A 13,629-nucleotide genomic window follows, 5' to 3' on the forward strand; every position below is an offset into this window, starting at 1 on the left:
TTCGGCAACAGACCGGTTCCCTCGCGACATACCAGCGAGTATGTTGGGCACCACTGAGTTACTTGCGGGTAGGTAGGGAGTCTGTGCACATGAAGGCGATCCAGATCACCGAGTTCGGCGGCCCCGAGGTCCTGCGCCTGGCCGAGGTGCCCGATCCGGAGCCGCAGCCGGGGCAGTTGCTGATCGAGGTGGACGGCTCCGGGGTCAACTACGCGGACACCCACGCCGTGGAGGACTCCTACCTGTCCCGCAGCACGCTGCCGATGATCCCGGGCGGCGAGGTCGTCGGCCGGGACCAGGACGGTCGCCGCGTCGTCGCGCTCACCGCCACCGGCGGCTACGCCGAACGCGCCTGCGCCTGGGCGCCGATGGCGACCGAGGTCCCGGACGAGGTCTCCGACGCCGCCGCGCTCGCCCTGGTCGTCCAGGGCCTCACGGCGTGGAACCTGCTGCGTACGTCGGCGCGGATCGCGCCCGGCGAGTCCGTCGTCGTGCACGCAGCGGCCGGAGGCACCGGCTCGCTCGCCGTCCAGCTGGCCCGCCGCTTCGGTGCGGGCCGGATCATCGCGACCGCGTCGACCAAGGAGAAGCGCGAACTCGCCCTCTCCCTCGGCGCGGACGAGGCGCTCGACGCGGACCCGGAGGGCCTCAAGGAGCGGCTGGTCGAGGCCAACGGCGGCCAGAAGGTCGACATCGTGCTGGAGATGACCGGCGGCCCGGTCTTCGACGCCTCGCTGGCCGCGCTGGCGCCGTTCGGCCGACTGGTCACCTACGGCCTGGCGTCCCGTCAGGACCCGGAGCCGCTGAGCCCGGCCGCGCTGATGGGCCGCTCGCGCGCGGTCGTGGGCTTCTGGCTGATGCACGCGCTCGGCCGCGCCGACCTGCACGCGGAGCCGATGGCGGAGCTGCTGCGGCTGGTCGCGACGGGCGAGCTCAAGCCGCAGGTCGGCGGCACCTTCCCGCTGTCGGACGCGCGCCTGGTGCACGAGGCGCTCCGCTCCCGGGCCACCACGGGCAAGCTGGTGCTCGACCCGCGCCGCTGAGAGCTTCCGTCTCACGACATGCATATAAGCGGCGCCTCGCGCAGGACCTCCCCAGGTATGCGCGAGACGCCGCTGTTCTTGACCGGGACTACAGCTGGGCCCCTACTGCAGGGCTAGAGCAGGCTGTATCCCGGAAGCGTGAGGAAGTCCGCGAAGTCGGCCGCGAGCGAGACCTCCTCGAAGAGCCGCGCCGCGTCGGCCCAGCGGCCGGCCGCGAACGTCCCCTCGCCCAACTCGGCACGGAGCTCTGCGAGTTCGGTGGCGACGAGCTGACGGACCAGCTCCTCGGTGACCTTCTCGTCGGTGTCGGCGAGCACCACGTCGTTGTGGATCCACTGCCAGATCTGCGAGCGGGAGATCTCGGCGGTGGCGGCGTCCTCCATCATGTTGAAGATCGCCACCGCGCCCAGACCGCGCAGCCACGCCTCGATGTAGCGGATGCCGACCTGGACCGCGTTGTGCAGGCCGACGCGGGTGCAACTGCCGCCCGCCGCCGCGATGTCCAGCAGCTGTGCGCCGGTCACCTCGCCCGCGGGCACGACCTGCTTCTGGTTCGGCGCGTCCCCCAGAACCGCGTCGAACGCCGTGCGGCAGACCGGGACCAGGTCCGGGTGGGCCACCCAGGAGCCGTCGAAGCCGTTGGCGGCCTCACGATCCTTGTCCGCCTGGACCTTCGTCAGGGCGGCGGCGTTGACCTCGGGGTCACGGCGGGAGGGGATGAAGGCGGCCATGCCGCCGATGGCGTGCGCACCGCGCCGGTGGCACGTCTGCACCAGGAGCTGGGTGTACGCGCGCATGAACGGCGAGGTCATGCCCACGCTGTTGCGGTCCGGCAGAACGTAGCGCTCACCGGCGTCGCGGAAGTTCTTGACGATGGAGAACAGGTAGTCCCAGCGGCCCGCGTTGAGGCCGGCGGCGTGCTCGCGCAGCTCGTAGAGGATCTCCTCCATCTCGAACGCGGCGGTGATCGTCTCGATCAGCACGGTCGCGCGGATGGTGCCGCGCGGGATCCCGAGCGCCGCCTGGGCGTGCGCGAAGACGTCGTTCCAGAGGCGCGCCTCCAGGTGGCTCTCGGTCTTCGGCAGGTAGAAGTACGGGCCGGAGTTGGGGTCCTGCTCGCCACGGGCCAGCAGTCGGGCGGCGTTGCGGAAGAAGTACAGGCCGAAGTCGAAGAACGCGCCGGCCACCGGCTCGCCGTCGACGGTGAGGTGGGCCTCCTCCAGGTGCCAGCCACGCGGGCGGACCACGATGGTGGCCAGCTCGGCGTCCGGCTTGAGCGCGTAGCTCTTGCCCTCGGGAGTGGTGAAGTTGATCTGCCGCGCGAGCGCGTCGGTGAGGTTGATCTGGCCCTCGACGACATTGCGCCAGCTCGGCGAGGTGGCGTCCTCGAAGTCGGCAAGCCAGACCTTGGCACCGGAGTTGAGGGCGTTGATCGCCATCTTCCGGTCGGTCGGACCGGTGATCTCGACGCGGCGGTCGTTCAGCGCGCGTGGCGCCGGGGCGACCTGCCACTCGGCGGCGCGGACACCCGCGGTCTCCGGAAGGAAGCCGAGCGTCCCGGTCTCGGCGATCCGGGCGCGACGCTCCTTCCGCAGTGCCAGCAGCTCACGGCGGCGGGGGTTGAAACGGCGGTGCAGATCGGCCACGAAGGCCAGTGCGGCCGGGGTCAGCACCTCGTCCCCACGGTCGACGTCCGGGCCGGTGACCTCGACCCCGGCGAGTGGAGGTTCGCTGACGGATTCCTGTGCTGCACCCATGGACACGGGCTCCTCGTTCAGACTCAGAAGATGCGGATGATCGAAAGCGCCCTGACGGTGCGCTTCGCTTCTGTAAGGTGGAGGCTAGTTTCCGCGATACAGAAATTCAACACTTTGTTGAGTTAGCTTGCCGCCCCCTGCCAGGAAGGCTGTTGTGGTGACGTCATCCACCCCGCTCGACGCCCAGGTCACACCGGGTGCCACCGCCGCCGACCGCGCCGGCGGCGTCCAGTCGGTCGAGCGCGCCTTCCAACTGCTCGAAGTGCTCGCCGAGGCCGGCGGCGTCAGCACGCTCAGCGACCTGGCCACGGCCTCGGGCCTGCCCATGCCCACGATCCACCGCCTGGTCCGCACGCTCGTACAGCAGGGGTACGTCCGTCAGGACACGGCTCGACGCTACACCTTGGGCCCGCGCCTGATCCGTCTCGGCGAGACGGCGGGTCGCCTGCTGGGCAGCTGGGCCCGGCCGTTCCTGGGCGAGCTGATGGAGACCACCGGCGAGACGGCGAACCTGGCGGTTCTGGAGGCGGGCGAGGTCGTCTACGTCGGCCAGGTGCCCTCACGGCACTCGATGCGGATGTTCACCGAGGTCGGCCGCAGGGTGCAGCCGCACTGCACCGCCGTCGGCAAGGTGCTGCTGGCGCAGCTCCCCCAGCACGAGGCCGTCGCCGTCCTCGGCACCGGCCCGCTTGCCGCGCACACCGTGCACACCGTGACCTCGCCGGTGGCGCTGCTCGACCAGTTCGAGGAGGCCCGGCGGGACGGCTATGCCGTGGACGACCAGGAGCAGGAGATCGGCGTGCGTTGCATCGCCGTCGTCGTCCCGGGCGCGCCGACACCGACAGCCCTCTCCATCTCCGGCCCGGAGGCGCGGGTGCGCGCCCTGGAATCCCGAGCGGGAGCGCGGGCGCTGATCCCGGAGATGAAGGAGATCGCTACGCGCCTCGGCGCTGCGCTCATGTCGAGCGGCTGAGCAAGCCTTCAGGCGCGGGGACGTTGCACTGGTTCAGAGCCCCGCGCCCCGCTGGGAGAGTGCGGCGAACTGTTCCGGGGTGTCGACATCGTCCGGGGCTGCCACGTCGCCGCACTCGACGAGGACCAACTCCCCCGCATGGGCTCGCAGGAGCCGCCGCGCGCCCGCGTCGCCGACCGCGCCCTCCCGCGCCTCCGCGAAGAAGCGGCGGGCGAGGTAGACGGGGTGGCCCCGCTCCCCCGCGTAGCTCGCCGCGGCCAACTCCGCGCCGCTGCCGAGGACTCGGCGGACCGCCTCCGCCGTGACGCCGGGGGTGTCGACCAGGCCGACCAGAACCCCGTCGATGCCCGCATCGTCCAAGCAGTCCAAGCCGTCCATGCCGCCCAGGCTGTCCAAGCCGTCCAGGCCTGCCCGCAGCGACGAACCCATCCCTGACGCCCAGTCCGGATTGAGGACGACCTCCGCGTCGCCCAACTCCGCGGTGCGCAACACCTCTTGCGCGGACGCGCCCAGCACGACGCGGAGCCGGGTGCAGCCGCCCGCCCGCAGCACGCCCAGTGCGTGCTCGATCATCGGGCGTCCCCGATAGGGCAACAGCGCCTTGGGTCGGTTGCCCATGCGGCGACCGCCGCCCGCCGCCAGGAGAAGTCCGGAGCTCATGCCTCAAGCATGGCGAACCGCACCGCCGCGCGGGCTTGGATGATCGTACGAGGAGGGCTCGCGCACCTGCGGCGTTCACCGGGGCTTCACCCGCTGGACCGGCGGTCGGTCCGGCGGTTCTACTGGGCCGATGCAGCGCACGATCCCCACCCATGCCGCACCCCTGCTGGACCGGTTCGGCCGGGTCCACACCGATCTGCGGGTGTCCCTGACCGACCGCTGCAACCTGCGCTGCACCTACTGCATGCCCGCCGAGGGCCTGGACTGGCTGCCCAAGCCGGACCTGCTGACCGACGACGAGCTGCTGCGGCTGGTGCGGATCGCCACGTCCCGCCTCGGCATCCGCTCACTGCGTCTCACCGGCGGCGAGCCGCTGCTGCGGCACGGACTGCCGGAGTTGGTGGGCCGCTTCACCGCACTGCCGGACGCCCCGGAGCTGTCGCTGACCACCAACGGCATCGGGCTGGCCCGCCAGGCGCACGCGCTGCAGGCCGCGGGCCTCAGCCGGGTCAACGTCAGTCTGGACACGCTGCGCCGGGACCGGTTCCGTGAGATCACCCGGCGCGACCGGCTCGCCGACGTGCTCGACGGCCTCGCCGCCGCCCACGCGGCCGGGCTGGATCCGGTCAAGGTCAACGCCGTGCCGGTGCGCGGCGTCAACGACGACGAGATCACCGACCTCGCCGTCTGGGCGGTCGAGAACGGCTACCGGCTCCGGTTCATCGAGTCGATGCCGCTGGACGCGCAGGGTGCCTGGGACCGGGCGCGGATGGTCACCGCGGACGAGATCCTGCAGGAGCTCGGGCGCGTCTTCACGCTGCGCCCGGTGCCGCGCGCCGACGCGGGCCGGGACGCCAACGCGCCCGCCGAGCAGTGGCGGATCGAGGGCACGGACGCCGTCGTCGGCGTGATCGCCAGCGTCACCCGCCCGTTCTGCGGCGGCTGCGACCGGGTGCGGCTCACCGCCGACGGGCAGCTGCGCAACTGCCTCTTCGCGAGCGAGGAGTCCGACCTGCGCGCGCTGCTGCGGGGCGGCGCCGACGACGCGGAGGTCGAGGCCGCCTGGCGCGCCAGCGTCGCGGGCAAGGGACCGGGACATGCGATCAACAGCGCCGACTTCCGGCAGCCGGCACGCCCGATGTCGGCCATCGGCGGTTGAAGCCCGGGTGGAAGCGCCGGTCGAATCGGCGGTCGAATCTGTGGTGGACGCGGCGGTCGAGCGGAGCCGAAGGGCGCCCTGGAACATGCCGGATGACGTTGTCAGGTGATTCTGGCGAGCTTCCGCGTTCCGCTCGCGCCGAGGATGGGCGACCATGGAACCCCCACGGCGTCCCGTGCGTAGTCTGTTGTGACGGCGCCCGGTTGGCGCATCGAACGAAACGGACGGTCCCTCATGACAGGTACACCCAAGCCCGTCCGCTGTCCGTCCTGCCGCCGGGAACACGCGTACGAGCCGCCCGTCTTCCCGTGCCCGTGCGGGGCGGCGTTGAAGATCCCGCTGCTGCGCGGCGGCGTTCCGGTCCAGGTGCGGTTCCGCTCCTGGGAGGACTCCTGGCTGAGCATGCGCTGCCCCTCCTGCGGACGCTCCGAGCAGTGGCCGCAGCCCGAGTTCACGTGCAACTGTGGCGCGACCGTGCGGCTGCCCGTCGACACCGCGCGGCGGCCGACGCCGGTCAGCGGCGCGGTGCCGCCCGTGGCGCCGGTGCCGCCGATCGCGCCGGGGCGGCCGTCGCCGTCGCTGGGCGCGCAGGTCCAGTCCGGGCAGGGCGGCCCGCACCCGCGCGCGGTGGCGCGGAAGCCGTTCCTGCCGCACCCGGTGCGGACCTCCGACGACGCCGTGGTGGCGTCGGCCCGGTACCTGGAGTGGCTCGGCTTCGGCGAGCTGGAGGTCTCCGACTCCCAGGACCGCGAGGGCGTCTGCCTGCTCGGCACCACCATCGTGGCCCAGGTGGACACCTGGACCGAGCCGGCCGACCTGCGCGCCGTCGAGTGCCTCTGGCTCAACACCCTCCACGGGGACGAGCTGCAGCCGGCCATGTTCACCCTGGCCGGGTACTCGCTGGAGGCCCGCAACCGGGCCGACCAGTTGCTCGTCGCGCTCTTCGAACTGGACCTCACCGGCATGCCGCAGGCGGTCAACACCGCCGCACGTGAACTGGTACGCAACTCCTCGCGCCCGTGATCTGGTGCGCCTCGCCGCCCGCGTGTTGAATGACCGTCACCGAGGGCAACCAAAGGCGATCGACGACGGTCGCAGTGAGGGGCGATGGCGTGTCCTTGTCCGAACGGCGAGCGACCCAGCAGCGTACGGCCCGGCGGACAACAGGTGATCAGCAGGCGACCGGCGGGGGTGGGGACACGGACGAGCGGATCTGGTTGCTGCGGTCGCGCGGCTGCTGGGAGGCGGCGGCGGACCTGCTCGGCACCGGCCCCGCGGACGCGATCCAGCGCGCCGAACTGCTCATCGAGGCGGCCTTCTTCACCGGACACGGCTGGGACGAGGCGGAGGCCGCGCTGCGGGCCGCCGAGGCCGTCGCCCGGAGCAACCACGAACGGGCCGAGGCCGCCTGCGCCCGTGGCTTCCTCGCCTACGGCGCAACGCTGTTGAAGGTCCACGACCGCCTGGACGAGGCGAAGGCCGCGCTGGGCCGCTCCTCCGCGCTGCTGCCGCCGGACGACCCGTCCCGGCCGCTGCTGGACTTCCGCCGCGGCCTGATCGCCCACGCCCTGCTGGAGGACGTCACCTCCGCGCGCACCGCCTACCGCCGCGCCCACGCCGGCGCGGAGCAGCAGCAGGACGCGCACCTGCTCTCCTACACCTGGCGGCACCTGGCCGCGATCGCCCAGGAGGACGGCAACACGGCCGGGGCCCGGCACGGGTATGCGGAGTCGCTCCGGCTGCGCGAGGAGACCGGCTTCGCCATCGGCATCGCGCCCGCGCTGGCCACCCTCGCCGAGGTCTCCCCGGCGGCGGAGGCTGCACAACTGCGCGCGCAGGCGCAGCGGTTGGTGCGGGCCTTCTCGGGCACGCCGGTCTGGCTCACCTTCGACTGAGCCCGCCGTCGAGAAATGCGGTAATAGCACGATCAGACACGGCAGTTGCCAATCGTCACTCGTCCTGGTGTATCGGTCCCAAAACCACACGATCGACTCTTGGGCTCCGTAAGGATGGATCCGCCTCGGACGCCTACCGGGGTGGGAGGAGACGAGGCGACGATGAGAATGAGCGACAGTGCGCTGGGCTGGTTCCTCGCGCTCACAGCCATGCTGCTGCTGGTGGCGGTGCTGCTGATGGTGCTGCGGTCCCGGCTCGGCCGTGCCAAGTCCGAGGACAGCTGGGAACGCAGCGAGGAACGCCGGCTCCGCAAGGAGACGGTTTACGGATCCGCGTCCTACCTGCTGCTCTTCTGCTGCGCGGCGGTGGCCGGGGCGCTCTCCTTCCACGGCCTGGTCGGCTTCGGCGTGCAGAACCTCGGCCTCTCCGGCGGCTGGGAGTACCTGGTCCCGTTCGGTCTGGACGGCGCGGCCATGTTCTGCTCGGTGCTCGCGGTCCGCGAGGCCAGCCACGGCGACGCGGCACTCGGTTCCCGCAGCCTGGTCTGGATGTTCGCGGCGGCCTCCGCCTGGTTCAACTGGGTCCACGCCCCGCGCGGTATCGACCACAACGGCGCACCGCAGTTCTTCGCGGGCATGTCGCTCTCGGCGGCGATCCTCTTCGACCGCGCCCTCAAGCAGACCCGCAAGGCGGCGCTGCGCGAGCAGGGCCTGGTGCCGCGCCCGCTCCCCCAGATCCGCGTGGTCCGCTGGGTGCGCGCCCCGCGCGAGACGTACGCGGCGTGGTCGCTGATGCTGCTGGAGAACGTCCGCAGCCTGGACGAGGCCGTCGACGAGGTCCGCGAGGACCGCCGCACGAAGCTCCGCGAACGCGACGCGCGCAGGGGGGCTGCCGCTGCCGAGCCGCTCCGCGCGCTCGGCAGCGGCAACAACAACGGCGCGCCGCGCGGCCGGGTCCCGCAGTTGCCCAGGCCAGGGCTGCGGGAGTCGAACCCCGGGGAGCCCGCGATAGTGGCCTCTCCCGAGGCCCGGAACGGCGGGGTCTACGACCTCACCGCAGAGGACGACACGGTCACCATGCAGCGCCCGAACGCGTGGGATTCGCTGGAGCAGAAGCTCAAGGACCTGGAGAAGCTTTACGGCTGACGGTAAGTCCTTGGCGCGTACGGTCCGTCTTCGGCAGTGGGGAAGTTGCCCCTGGAGGTTGCAACTACTGCTCCGCACTCAGCAGTTCGAACCACATCCGCTTACCGCTGCCGTTGGGCTCGACGCCCCAGGCGTCGCTCAGCGCCTCGACCAGCATCAACCCGCGTCCGGACGACGCCTGCTCGCCAGGCGTCCTGCGCTTGGGCCACTGGTCCGACTCGTCCTCCACCTCGATCCGGAGGCGCAGTCGCCCGCTCTCCGAGTCGTGGAAGAGACGGGCCGTCAGCATCGCGTCGCGGTCCGTGTGGACGAGGGCGTTGGTGATCAGCTCCGAGGTCAGCAGTTCCACCGTGTCGGACAGGTCGCCGACGCCCCACCGCCGCGCCGCGTCGCGGAGCTCCGCGCGGAGCTCCGCGATCTGGTCGAGGTCGGCCTGGGCGATCCTGCGGCGCAGCTGCCGGCGGGCGCGGGTGTCCGCGGGGCCCTCCCAGCGGAGCAGCAGGAGGGCGATGTCGTCGTCCCGCTCGTGGCTGTCCGCTGCCGCGCAGGCGATCCGGTCGGCCAGCGCGCCGAGGTCCTTGTCCAGACCCGCACCGAGGTCCGCGCCCCGTGCGGCGAACACCCGCCGCAAGCGCTCCATACCCTCGTCGAGGTCGATCCTGCGGGTCTCGACCAGGCCGTCGGTACAGAGCAGCAGCACCTCGCCGGGGTCGAGGCCGAAGCGGGTGACCGGGTAGCCCTGCTCGGGGTCCACGCCCAGCGGCAGGCCGCCCGCGATGTGCTGCACGGTCGCACTGCCGTCGGCGCGACGGACCAGCGGGTCGAGGTGGCCCGCCCGGACGGCGTAGACGACGCCGTAGTCGACGTTGACCTCGGCGTAGAGGCAGGTGGCGAAGTGGCCGGTGTCCAGGTCCGCCAGGAAGCGTGACGCGCGGGACATCACCGCGGCCGGCGGGTGGCCCTCCGCCGCGTAGGCGCGCAGCGCGATCCGGAGCTGACCCATCACGCCCGCCGCATGCACGTCGTGGCCCTGCACGTCGCCGATGACCACGCCGACGTGGCCGCTGGGCAGCGGGACGACGTCGTACCAGTCGCCGCCGATCTGCAGGCCGGTCCCGGCCGGGAGGTAGCGGACGGCGCTGTCGAAGCCCGGCACCGGCGGGACCCGGCGCGGCAGCAGCACCCGCTGCAGGCCCGCGGCCAGCTCGTGCTCGGCGTCGTGGAGCCGGGCGCGGGCGAGGGACTGGGCGACCATGCCGCCCAGCGTGGTGAGCAGGGTCCGCTCCTCGTGGTCGAGGGCGTGGTCCTCGTCGAAGCTGACCAGGCAGACGCCGATCGGGCGGCCACTGGCCACCAGCGGCAGGAAGGCCCAGGCGTGCTTGGGGTGCCCGACGACGGGGGCCCAGGCGGCGGGGAACCGCTGCCGGTACTCATGCTGGCTGGCCAGAAAGACGGGCGTGCGGGTGCGCAGCGCGAGCGCCGCCGGATGGTCGGCGTCGAGCGGGACGTGGTCGTGCGGCGGACGGGAGTCACCGTCGTAGCCGGAGGCGGCGAGGATCTGGATCCTGCCGTTCTCCAGTACGGCCAGGATCAGCCCGTCCGGCGGGATGCCCGGCAACGGCAGCTCGGTGAAGACACGGGCGACATCGGCGGTGGTGACCGCCTCCGAGAGGGCCTTGGCGGCCTCGCGGATGAAGAGCGTGCGCTCCTCGCGGACGGTGGCGGCGCGGTCGGCGCGGCGGCGCTTGACGAGCTCGACGGTGGCGTCCCAGACGAAGCCGACCATATGGGCGGGCCTGCCGTCCTCGTCGGCCAGCACCCGGCCGCGGAAGCGGACTGCGTGCAGCTCGCCGCTGGGGAAGACGGTCCGGTAGTACGCGCCGCACTGGCCCAGCGAGGCGACGGCGCGTTCGACGCGACGGCGGACCACGACGGCGTCCTCGGGGTGGAGCAGCGCCAGGAACTGCTCGGCCGTGATCGCCGGTTCCTCGCCGTCGTCCGCGCCGCCTCCGGCGGGGCCGAGCTCCTCCAGACCGAGGATCGCCAGCGCGCGGTCGTCGCACACCAGCCGGTCGGCTCGGATGTCCCAGTCCCAGGAACCGATCCCGTTGGCCGCCATCGCGGGCTCCAACCAGTCCGGCGACTGGTTGGAGTACGGCGGCTGATGAGGCGGTTGCGGGAGCCGCGGCGGCTGCGGCCTAGGCGCCATCGTTCTCCTGCCCTGCGTCTGCGTAAGGGTGCGCAGCGAAGCGGTCCGGCCCGTTCGTCCGGCTGTCAGCGGGTAGGCGGGCGAACTGGGGTGAATATCCGGACTTCATCCTGTCGGATGAACGGGTAGGCGGCAATGGAGGCGCGCCCTTCCGTTCTCCGCAGGTGGGTCACCGGGCGATTTCCTCCCGATCACGGAACCATCACGAACTCCAGTTCGTCAGGACCGTCGAGGCGGGTTCACGGGGATGGAACCTGCTGGTGCACGAACAGAGGGGGAACGAACTGATGAAGGCACTGATCACCGGTGGAGCGGGTTTCATCGGCAGCACCGTCGCCTCAGCCTGCCTGGACGCGGGGATCACGCCGGTGATTCTGGACAGCCTGGTGACGGGACGGCGCGAGTTCACCGAGGGACGGGCGTTCTACGAGGGGGACATCGCCGACGGCGAGCTGGTCGACCAGGTCTTCGCCGACCACCCCGACATCGCGGCGACCATCCACTGCGCGGCCCTGATCGTGGTACCGGAGTCGGTGTCCGCCCCGCTGCACTACTACCGGGAGAACGTCGCCAAGACCGTCGCCCTGGTCGAGCACCTGCAGCGCAACGGCTGCGAGCGGCTGCTGTTCAGCTCGTCGGCGTCGATCTACCGGCCGGGCGAGGACTTCTCGGTGGACGAGACCTCCGAGCTCGACCCGCTCTCCCCCTACGCACGCACCAAGATGCTGACGGAGCTGATCTTCAAGGACACCGCCGAGGCCAGCTCGCTGCGGGTGCTGTCGCTGCGCTACTTCAACCCGATCGGTGCCGATCCGGCGCTGCGCACCGGCCTGCAGACGCCGGTCCCCTCGCACGCGCTGGGCAAACTGGTCCAGGCGCGGCGCGCGGACACACCGTTCCTGCTGACCGGCACCGACTGGCCGACTCGCGACGGTAGCGGCATCCGCGACTACGTCCACGTCTGGGACCTGGCGCGGGCCCATGTGGCGGCACTGGACCGCTTCGACGTGGTGCTGCCGCCGGACAGCGCGGGCTCCTACGAGGTGCTGAACCTGGGCACCGGGCGCGGCACCACCGTGCGCGAGCTGGTCGCGGCCTTCGAGGCGGTCACCGGCGACCGGATGTCGACCGAGGAGGCCCCGCGCCGCCCGGGAGACAACGCGGGCGCGTTCTCGCGCACGGCTAAGGCCGAGCAGCTGCTCGACTGGCGCGCGGAGCTGTCGCTGGAGCAGGGCATCGCCGACACCCTGGCCTGGTTCGAACGCCGCGAGGCGGTACTGGGGGCGTAGCCGCAGAGCCTTCGGCATCGAGTGAAGCACCCGTCCGGGCTGGTCCGGGCGGGTGCTTCCGCATGTCCGGGTGCTGGACGGGCTGGACACGGGGGCGTCCGCGAGGTTCAATTCCAGAAAAGTTTGAACGGCGTTCTAAACCACGACTGAACCCACCTGCTGACTCACCACCTGCGAGGAACCGTGCGACTGACACCGACGGAACGGGACCGGCTGTTGCTGTTCACCGCGGCAGAACTGGCCCGGGCACGGCGAGCGCGTGGGTTGCGGCTGAATGTGCCGGAGGCGACGGCGTTGATTGCGGACACGGTGTGTGAGGCGGCGCGGGATGGGCGGCGGTTGGCGGAGGCGATCGAGGCCGGGCGCACGGTGTTGTCGGCCGGGGATGTGTTGCCGGGTGTGGTGGATGTGGTGACGACGCTTCAGGTGGAGGCGGTGTTCGAGGACGGGACGCGGTTGTGTGTGATCGACGACCCGTTCCGGGGTGAGGGCTCGCTGGGCGCGGATGCGCCGGGTGCCGCACTGCCGGGTGAGGGTGTCGGTTACGAGCCGGCGGAGCCGGTGGTGCTGGTGGTGGTGCGGAACACGGCGGTGGTACCGGTGACGGTGACCTCGCACTTCCACTTCTTCGAGGCCAACCCGCGGTTGGCGTTCGACCGTGCCGCGGCGTACGGGATGCGGTTGGCGGTTCCCGCGGGGTCCTCGGTGCGGTTCGACGCGGGTGCGGTGGTCGAGGTCGGGCTTGTGCCGATCGGCGGCGAGCGTGTCGCGGTCGGCTTCGCGGGGCTGGTCGACGGCCCGCTGGACGCGCCCGGCGCACGGGAGACGGCACTGGAGAAGGCACGCGCCTGCGGCTACCTCACCAACTTCGAGCAGTCAGAGCAGGGTTCCCAGCAGCCCCAGCAGTCCCAGCAGTCCGAGCAGGAGGAGTCCTGATGAGCGGCAGTGGTTTCGACGCGCAGGGCTGTCACGGGCGGCCGGGTCCGGTCGCGCCGTGGGGTGCGGCCGACCCGCACGACTACATCGCCGTCCACGGCCCCCGCGCGGGCGACCGGATCCGCCTGGGCGACTCCGGGCTGATCGTGCGGGTCGAGTCGGACTCGCAGGAGCCCGGGCAGGAGTTCCTGGCCGGGTTCGGCAAGACCGCCCGCGACGGCCTGCACCTCAAAGCCGCCGCCGTGGCAGATACCTGTGACCTGGTCATCTCCAACGTCACCGTCATCGACGCCGTCGCCGGGATCCGCAAAACCTCGATCGGGATCCGCGAAGGCCGCATCGTCTCCCTCGGACGGGCGGGGAACCCGGACACCCTCGACGGCGTCGACGTCGTCGTCGGCACCGGGACCACCATCGTGTCCGGCGAGGGCCTGATCGCGACCGCCGGCGCCATCGACACCCACGTACACCTCCTCTCCCCCCGCATCATGGAGGCCTCCCTGGCCTCCGGCGTCACCACCATCATCGGCCAGGAATTCGGCCCCGTCTGGGGCGTGGGCGT

The 13,629-nt window shown here is 71.8% G+C and carries 11 protein-coding genes and 1 pseudogene; 9 read left to right on the forward strand and 3 right to left on the reverse strand.

Translation table 11 applies throughout. The features are described from left to right. Positions 1–89: 89 nt before the first annotated feature. Positions 90–1,043 (forward strand): zinc-binding alcohol dehydrogenase family protein, encoded by a 954-nt coding sequence (locus ABH928_RS34900; protein WP_370072751.1) that lies wholly within the window; start codon positions 90–92, stop codon positions 1,041–1,043. Between the two features lie 113 nt (positions 1,044–1,156). Here the strand turns inward: ABH928_RS34900 and aceB are convergent, their stop codons facing one another. Continuing rightward, on the reverse strand, positions 1,157–2,800 hold the full coding sequence (gene aceB, locus ABH928_RS34905; RefSeq protein ID WP_370072752.1) for a malate synthase A: 1,644 nt from the start codon (positions 2,798–2,800) through the stop codon (positions 1,157–1,159). 157 nt (positions 2,801–2,957) lie between these two features. Here aceB and ABH928_RS34910 point away from each other — a divergent pair, with 157 nt between their 5' ends. Then, a complete protein-coding gene (locus ABH928_RS34910; protein WP_370072753.1) occupies positions 2,958–3,773 on the forward strand; it encodes an IclR family transcriptional regulator in 816 nt (271 codons plus the stop codon). A 33-nt stretch (positions 3,774–3,806) separates the two neighbouring features. On the opposite strand, the gene ABH928_RS34915 is transcribed toward ABH928_RS34910, so the two are convergent. Beyond that, entirely contained in the window at positions 3,807–4,433 is a 627-nt protein-coding gene (locus tag ABH928_RS34915; RefSeq protein WP_370072754.1) for an NTP transferase domain-containing protein, read from the reverse strand. Between the two features lie 130 nt (positions 4,434–4,563). Between ABH928_RS34915 and moaA the strand changes: the two genes are divergently transcribed. From moaA to ABH928_RS34935, 4 genes are all read left to right on the forward strand, one after another. After that, positions 4,564–5,592, forward strand: coding sequence for a GTP 3',8-cyclase MoaA (gene moaA / locus ABH928_RS34920; RefSeq protein ID WP_370072755.1), 1,029 nt, complete (start codon positions 4,564–4,566; stop codon positions 5,590–5,592). Positions 5,593–5,826: 234 nt separating this feature from the next. Next, entirely contained in the window at positions 5,827–6,615 is a 789-nt protein-coding gene (locus ABH928_RS34925) for a hypothetical protein (protein WP_370072756.1), read from the forward strand. 89 nt (positions 6,616–6,704) lie between these two features. Beyond that, positions 6,705–7,487, forward strand: a complete 783-nt coding sequence (locus ABH928_RS34930) for a hypothetical protein (RefSeq protein ID WP_370072757.1) — start codon at positions 6,705–6,707, stop codon at positions 7,485–7,487. 162 nt (positions 7,488–7,649) lie between these two features. Then, entirely contained in the window at positions 7,650–8,633 is a 984-nt protein-coding gene (locus tag ABH928_RS34935; RefSeq protein ID WP_370072758.1) for a DUF2637 domain-containing protein, read from the forward strand. A gap of 64 nt (positions 8,634–8,697) precedes the next feature. Here ABH928_RS34935 and ABH928_RS34940 read toward each other — a convergent pair whose 3' ends face one another. Then, positions 8,698–10,842, reverse strand: coding sequence for a SpoIIE family protein phosphatase (locus ABH928_RS34940; protein ID WP_370072759.1), 2,145 nt, complete (start codon positions 10,840–10,842; stop codon positions 8,698–8,700). A gap of 287 nt (positions 10,843–11,129) precedes the next feature. On the opposite strand from ABH928_RS34940, the gene galE reads away from it, so the two are divergent. The 3 genes and pseudogenes from galE to ABH928_RS34955 all read left to right on the forward strand — a co-directional run. Then, positions 11,130–12,131, forward strand: coding sequence for a UDP-glucose 4-epimerase GalE (gene galE, locus ABH928_RS34945; protein ID WP_370072760.1), 1,002 nt, complete (start codon positions 11,130–11,132; stop codon positions 12,129–12,131). A 183-nt stretch (positions 12,132–12,314) separates the two neighbouring features. After that, positions 12,315–13,067: an urease subunit gamma gene (gene ureA / locus ABH928_RS34950; protein WP_370072761.1), complete on the forward strand. Its 753-nt coding sequence runs from the start codon at positions 12,315–12,317 to the stop codon at positions 13,065–13,067. Further along, positions 13,067–13,629, forward strand: a pseudogene (locus ABH928_RS34955) (urease subunit alpha); the annotation flags it as partial. The gene ureA and the pseudogene ABH928_RS34955, both read left to right, overlap by 1 nt.

This window comes from Streptacidiphilus sp. MAP5-3, from assembly GCF_041262505.1.
Taxonomy (GTDB): Bacteria; Actinomycetota; Actinomycetes; order Streptomycetales; family Streptomycetaceae; genus Streptacidiphilus.